Raw genomic sequence first — 6,007 nt, 5'->3', positions numbered from 1 at the left:
ATCCAGAACCTCTACCCAGATACCGCGGCGCATCGCCTCGTCGGCGATGATCCGCGCATAAGGGTTGAGGTCGTCGACTGTCTCCGGCGGTGGTGCGAACAGCGGCTCGTTGATCGCGTTCTTGCGTTTGATCGCCAGCACTGGAACGCGGCGAAAGCCCAGCTTCTCGTAGAGACCGATTGCCGCCGCGTTGTCGTGCGCGACTGAAAGGTCAAGGTAGGCGCGGCCCTTACTGCGGAAGTGCTCGGCCAAGGCCCGGGTGAGCGCTTCGCCTATGCCGGGCAGCGACGCAGCCGGGTCGACCGCCAGGGTCCACAAGCTAGATCCGTGCTCCGGATCGTTGAAGAACACTTTGTGGTCGACACCGGTCACGGTGCCAACCACGGCGTTGTCGTTGTCACGCACCGCGATCAGGTAGGTCACCGAGTCGGCATGGAGGTGGTTGTCCCAGATCGTCTCAACCGGCGACGGGACCATTCCGCAGCGCACGAATACGCGGTTCATGGCGTCGGCATCAGCCGCATCGTTCAGTGTCCGCACGGTCACACCGATCGGCGGCGGAGCCAGGCTTTCCTCGGGCGAGTCATCAGTGAAGCGCAGTCGATAGGTGTGGCTGGGATCGATGAAAAGCTCAGTCGGTGCTCCTGCGACGACCACGTGAGACTCGCGCGCGTAGATGCAGATGTCGCGGCGCCCCGCCACTTCCCGTCGCAGCGCCTCGGTCAGCGTGGCGGCATCGGCGAAGGTTTGGCCGAAAATTAGTTTGCCCCAACCTAATTCGAGCTCTACATCTTTGGCCATCGCGTCCACAAGGTGCGGCGGGGACGCATCATGTAGGCCCAGAGTGATTTCTTCGGTTGCCTCAGGGTGATCCTTTGACGGATCGATAGTGGTCACGCCGCCGGCCCTGTCCCGCCGTGGAGCTGCGGCCACGGCAATTCCCACGTCATAGCCATGTTGTCTACCCAACTCAACAGTTCGTCTATCAGCATCCCTGTCGCATGTGAGACCGCAGCGCTCACCCCCGACTCTGCCACTGACGGCACCTCCGCGCAGCACCGGTGACTGCGCAGCAGTGCAGTGGTGTCGAAAGCTACCGCTTGAAACGCCCCGCGAATCCGCGTAACGGCAGGTCAGCGCTGGTGATGAGGCCGGGCCGCGCCGCCACTACTGATTTGATCGCATTGAGCGCAGGCAGGCCGGTCACGGTCATGCCGATGGAGGCGAAATTATCCGGATTGGACAGATCGACGCCCGGCTTGGGGAAGATCATGTGCTTGTTGTAGACGCACGGATCACCGGTGATTTGGCTGATGTAGCAGCCTTTGATGTTCCAGTTCGGGTCGGTGTGCGGGGTCATCTGCCACTCCAGATGCGTCTCGACCCGCGGCACGCCGTTCACCAGGCCTTGGTACTTGATGTAGTTACCGCCCAACGAGCCCTTGGGCAGGGTGTACCAGCCCAGGTCGACGTCTTTCGTGCACGCGCCCAGCTCATAGCTGAACTTCACTTCGTCCAGCGCCACATCGAAGCAGTCGGCCATCATCAGCACGCTGTCGGCAAAGACCCGGGTGTACTTCTCAAGCTTTGCCGGGATCTCCGGATCATCGACCGGCAGGCCGTATCCAACCTCGATCCAAGTGTCCTTCGAATGATGACACGACACATCCACTGATTCGATGGTCGTGACGTTCTCAATCTCGGCGACATCAGCCGAACACACCACGCCCAGAATCTGATTCAGCCCCGGGTTCATTCCGGTGCCGTAGAACGTGGCGCCGCCCTTTTCGCACGCCTCCTGCAAGAGCCGAGTTACCGGCTTGCCTGACGGATGCGGGTGATTCTTGTCGCGGTGCCACCCGGTGATCCAGTCCGCGGTGGTGACGATATTGATCCCTGCCTCAAGGACTTTGACGTAAAGATCCTCGTCGGGGAACACGCCATGGAAAGTGACGACATCCGGTTTGGCCGCAATGATCTCTTCGATGCTGCCGGTCGCCTTGACCCCGTTGGGAGCCAGGCCCGCCAGCTCGCCCGCGTCCTTGCCGATCTTTTCCGGCGAGTAGCAGTGCACGCCGATGAGTTCCAGATCGGGCTGTGCGGCGATCCGTTTGATCATCTCCGAGCCGACGTTTCCGGTGGCTACCTGAAACACACGGATCGGCCGAGCGGGTGCATTCATTCAGTTGTGCCTTTCTGGGATGCGGCGTACACATCGGCGGGGCTGCCACCAATGCCATCGGGATAGAACTGCTTGGCCCACTTGCGAATTGCGGTGAACCCCGCATACTCGGCGGTGGCCAGCGCGGGTGGATCCGAGTAGCGCTGGTGCCCCCAGATGTGGACATCCTGCTCGAACTGCCGGATCACTTCCTGTCCGAATTCTCGGGCCTTGGTCTCGGCACGAGCCGAATCCTTGCCCGGCGTCCGGCCGATATAGACCATGAACCGGACATCGGAGGTGGACTCGTCGACCGGGGTGATCGCGGAAATGGTGCGGTTATCGACCATGCCCCAACTCTTGGTCACCGCGATCCCCAGACCGCCGTTGACGGCCTCCACGCGACTCTCGATGTCCTCGATCTTCTGGTTGTCGTCACCCTCGAAGGTGATCGTGAAGTCGACAAAGGACACCGGTTCGTCGAAGTCGTGTCGGGTGAAGACCGGCACGATCGGGGTGTTGTGCACGTACTTGAAATGGGCGAAGTCAACGCCGTTTTCGAGCACGTACTGCGGGTGCAGTTCCAGGCGTTCCCGGTACAACCTCTGCTGCGGGTAATAGTCGTCGGCGCTGCTGCCGTCATTGAATCCGGCGAACACGCCGGGCGCGTCGAAGTACGGCGCTCGGCCCTCGACGTCGTGCCAGATGTAGACCGACTCATTGCGCTCTGTCACGGGGTAGGTCCGGATCCGCCGGCCCCGATTCGCGCGATCCTGATAGGGGATACAGACGTTGCGGCCCTGGTGGCTCCATTGCCATCCGTGAAACGGGCACTGCAATACCTCGCCGACGACTTTGCCGCCGTAACCGAGGTGTGCTCCGAGATGTTCACAGTAGGCGTTCATGACGGTGAGCTGACCTGATTCAGCCCGCCAGGCGACCATCTCTTGGTCGAAGTACTTCATCGTGTGAACATCGCCGACGCCGATCTCGTCGGACCAGGCAACTTGGAACCAGCCGGTCGGCTTCATCGACAACGGCGGTTTGGCCACGTCCCTTCTTCCCTCCTCGTCCTACCTGCCATTTCAGGGCGACGCCAGGAATCATAGTCGGCTCAACGAAAGAATCCTAGTGGCCACTATGAAAATCTCGAAAACCCGCTAACATCCATGCCATGACGCCAGCGCAAGTGCAAGTGCATCAACGGCGTAGCAATAAGCGCGGACTGGCCACCCGCCAGACGATGCTGGACGCCGCGGTGCGCTCGCTTGCCTCCGGCGACCCGGGTGCCGTGTCGGCAACCCGAATCGCCAAGGAGAGCGGCGCTACCTGGGGCGCGGTGCAGTATCAATTCGGCGACGTCGACGGGTTCTGGGCAGCCGTGCTGCACCGCACCGCCGAGCGCCGCGACGCGACATTCTCGGCATGGGCCAGTGTCAAGCCGGATGCCCCGCTGCGCGAGCGGGTTTCTGCGATCATCGACACCCTCTACCACGGCCTGGCGTCCGACGATTCCCGCGCGATTGAGAATCTGCGGGCGGCGCTCCCCCGCGACCACCGCGAGCTGGAACGTCTCTACCCGCGCACCGCCGCCGAACTGTTCTCGTGGGGTAAGAGCTGGCAGGAAACCTGTCAAAATGCCTTCGCCGGTTTGGGTGTCGACCCACAACGGGTCCGCGAAGTGGCCGCGCTGATCCCCGGTGCGATGCGCGGGCTGGTCTCCGAGCGCCAGCTCGGCTCTTATGCCGACCTCGACGAAGCCCGCCGAGGGCTAACGAATGCCCTGGCAACGTATCTCGAGCCGCTCTCGGCGCCGGACCAGGATGCTGGGTAGCCAGTCCCCGACGTCGGCGGCCTCGATCCAATGGGTGCGCTCGAGCAGCATGCCCAACACGATGCGGGCTTCCAGACGTGCCAGCGCGGCTCCCACACAGAAGTGCGCGCCCTTGCCGAACGCCACGTGATCTTTCGCGGTAGTGCGGTCGAGGCGGAAATCGTTGGGTGCGTCGAAGTGGGCCGGGTCGCGGTTGGCCGCTCCCCACATCAGCAGCAGATGAGAATCGGCGGGCACTTCGACCCCGGCCAGCATTGTATCGCGCAGCACATGTCGAAAGTGGCCGCGAAACGGCGACTCGAAGCGCAACGCCTCTTCGATGAAAACGCCGAGCAATTCGGGATTCTCACGAACCTGCCGTTGGATTTCGGGGCGATCGGTGAGAATCCAGGCCGCGCTGCCCAACAGCGACGCCGTCGATTCGCCGGCGGCGCCAAAAAGCGTGAGCATGATTGTCAGCGCTGGGGTTTGCTCCAATTCGCCCGACGCGCAGCGGGCGGCCACATCACCGATCAGGCCGTGTTCAGCGTTGGCGCTGGGTTTCTCGAAATGTTTTAAGACGTAGCTGGACAGTTCTATGACCGCCATTCCGGCCGCTTGGAGTTGGTCGGCAGTGACGATCCCGTCGAGCAGCGTGGTGGCGGCGTATCCGAGCCGGATGAGTTTGTCGGCGTCGTCATCAGGCAGGCCGAGCAGCCTGGCGACGACCATCATGGGCAGCCGATTAGCCATGGCGCTCATCCACTCGATCCGCCCGTCGTGCAGGTTGTCCTCCCACAACCGGTCCGCGGTGTCGGCCGCGAACTCTTCGATGATCCGGACCCGCTTGGCCGACAGGTGCGGCAACAAGATCTTGCGGTGCAGAGCGTGCACCGGATCATCGGCGGTGGCCAGGGCGTGCGATGGATCCCCGGGCGGGGCCATGTCGAACGGGGTGACGGTGCCGTCATCGTGGTAGACCATCGTCGCAGTCAGGTTCGACGAAAAATCATCCACTCGTTCGACAGCCTCGAGCACCGCATCCCAGCCGCACACGACGTAGAACATCGAGTCGCTGATGCGGTGCACGGGTGCCTCTGCACGCATGCGGTCATACAACGGATACGGATCCTGCAACGCCGCGGCGCTGAAGAACTGGGTCGGATCATCCACGACCGTCATGGGTTCAGGCTGGATGTCACCAGGCGCCGGGTCAACGGGGCGCGGCAAAGTTGAGGAACGGCTGCCACCCGAGCCGACGGTGGCCGAAATCGTGTGCGCCGTGCCACCTGGGCTTTACTGTGAGAAAATCACGCTGAAAATTCTCATCATGAGGAAACCATTTCAGCACGCTGCAACCACGGGAGCCCAGGGGAATGCCACGGCACGACTGGCTAGTCGGACGGGATCGCCGAAGCGAAGCTGCTGACCGGATCTATGCCGCGGCCGCCGACCTGATTGTCCGCCGGGGATACGACGCCTTCACCATCGAGGCATTGGCAGCCCAGGTGCATTGCTCGCCCGCGACGATTTACCGCCATGCCGGCGGCAAGGCCGCGATCCGCGACGCCGTCGTTGCAATCCAGGCGGCGCGCATCGTCGACACGGCGCGCGCCGCTATCAAAGACCTCAAGGGGCCCGACCGGGTGGTCACCGCCACCATCCTCGCCCTGCAGGGCCTGCAATCGGATCCGCTGGCTCACTTGATGCGGTCGATGCACGACACTCCGATCAGCGACTGGATCACCAACTCGCCCGCCGTGAACGGGTTTGCCGCCGAAATGCTTGGTCTCGAAAACGATGACGCGCTCGCCGCGCAATGGCTCATCCGCGTCTTCTTGGCCCTGTGGTGTTGGCCGCTCAAAGACCCCAACGACCAACAGATCATGCTGCAACGCTTCCTCGGGCCGCCCTACAGCAGTGACAACTGAACGGGTGAACCAGCCCCATCTGTTAAACGGAATCGGTGCCTCCGTTCACACAACAACGGCGGATTCGGCGATAAATTGTCGGTCATGATTCAGACCAGCACC

At 62.5% G+C, this 6,007-nt stretch carries 6 protein-coding genes; 2 read left to right on the top strand and 4 right to left on the bottom strand.

Annotated features, from left to right (window positions below; all coding sequences use genetic code 11):
- From WAN71_RS04900 to WAN71_RS04890, 3 genes are all read right to left on the bottom strand, one after another.
- Positions 1–897 (bottom strand): GNAT family N-acetyltransferase (locus WAN71_RS04900; RefSeq protein WP_422224252.1); only part of this gene is annotated, 897 nt, incomplete at its 3' end.
- A gap of 196 nt (positions 898–1,093) precedes the next feature.
- Positions 1,094–2,182, bottom strand: a complete 1,089-nt coding sequence (locus WAN71_RS04895) for a dihydrodipicolinate reductase (protein ID WP_422224251.1) — start codon at positions 2,180–2,182, stop codon at positions 1,094–1,096.
- Positions 2,179–3,213: a Rieske 2Fe-2S domain-containing protein gene (locus WAN71_RS04890; RefSeq protein ID WP_422224250.1), complete on the bottom strand. Its 1,035-nt coding sequence runs from the start codon at positions 3,211–3,213 to the stop codon at positions 2,179–2,181. Before WAN71_RS04890 ends, WAN71_RS04895 begins: the two co-directional genes overlap by 4 nt.
- A 191-nt stretch (positions 3,214–3,404) precedes the next feature.
- Between WAN71_RS04890 and WAN71_RS04885 the strand changes: the two genes are divergently transcribed.
- A complete protein-coding gene (locus tag WAN71_RS04885; protein ID WP_422224253.1) occupies positions 3,405–3,995 on the top strand; it encodes a TetR/AcrR family transcriptional regulator in 591 nt (196 codons plus the stop codon).
- Here the strand turns inward: WAN71_RS04885 and WAN71_RS04880 are convergent.
- Positions 3,933–5,156: a cytochrome P450 gene (locus tag WAN71_RS04880; RefSeq protein ID WP_422224249.1), complete on the bottom strand. Its 1,224-nt coding sequence runs from the start codon at positions 5,154–5,156 to the stop codon at positions 3,933–3,935. The genes WAN71_RS04885 and WAN71_RS04880 overlap by 63 nt on opposite strands.
- A 194-nt stretch (positions 5,157–5,350) precedes the next feature.
- Between WAN71_RS04880 and WAN71_RS04875 the strand changes: the two genes are divergently transcribed.
- A complete protein-coding gene (locus tag WAN71_RS04875; protein WP_422224248.1) occupies positions 5,351–5,905 on the top strand; it encodes a TetR/AcrR family transcriptional regulator in 555 nt (184 codons plus the stop codon).
- The last annotated feature ends 102 nt before the right edge of the window (positions 5,906–6,007 follow it).

Source organism: Mycobacterium sp. (genome assembly GCF_049280035.1).
GTDB lineage: Bacteria > Actinomycetota > Actinomycetes > Mycobacteriales > Mycobacteriaceae > Mycobacterium.
The sequence above is the reverse complement of the archived record's forward strand: the minus strand, read 5'-3'. Positions and strand labels throughout refer to the sequence as shown.